Below are 677 nucleotides of genomic sequence, written 5' to 3' on the forward strand. Positions count from 1 at the left end.
GCCTCGGCGGGCGGCTCGACGCCGGACGGCGGCGCAGCGGGCGAGGAGGGCGCGGCGGATTTCGGCTCGGCGGGCGGTCTTGCCGAGACCGGCGGTTCGGCCTCGACCGGCGGCTCGATCTCCGCCGGCGAGGGTGTCGTCGCGTCCGGTGCCCGGGCGCCCGCGAGGCAGCGGTCGAGCGCCGCGATGGCGTCGGCCGGCATCGCGACGTCCGGGTCGGCCTTCATCCCGGCGACGTAGGCTTCGATGCGGTCGAGGGCGAGATGGGTCGCGTTCCTGGCCTCGCGATCGAGGGCGGCGCCGGCCGAGACCTTTTCGAACAGGCTCTCCAGGCGATGCGCCACCGCCTCGACCGGCGGCAGGTCGACGGCCCGGGAGGCGCCCTTGAGGCTGTGGGCCCGGCGGAAGATGTCGTTCCAGTCGGGCGCGCGGCCGGTGCCGTCGGCTCCCAGAGCCGCGCGGATCGCATCGATGTGCTCGCGGTGCTCGACCTCGAAGGCCGCGAGCAGCAGCTGGCGGATGTCGGTCACCGCGTCCGCCCGCCGGTCAATGCCGGTAGCGTTCGGCAAGGGCCATGAGGGCTCCTGCGAGCTCGGTGAGGTTGGCCGAGGCCGCCTCGACCTCGCGGGTGCCGGCGGCGGTCTGCTGGCTCGCTTGGCGGATGTTCTGCAGGGCGC

The 677-nt window shown here is 75.0% G+C and carries 1 protein-coding gene; it reads right to left on the bottom strand.

The annotated features are described in order from the left end of the window. A partial coding sequence (locus FV230_RS29010; protein WP_246695062.1) for an Hpt domain-containing protein occupies positions 1–569 on the bottom strand: 569 nt, incomplete at its 3' end. Between the last annotated feature and the right edge of the window lie 108 nt (positions 570–677).

The organism is Methylobacterium sp. WL6, assembly GCF_008040095.1.
Taxonomy (GTDB): Bacteria; Pseudomonadota; Alphaproteobacteria; order Rhizobiales; family Beijerinckiaceae; genus Methylobacterium.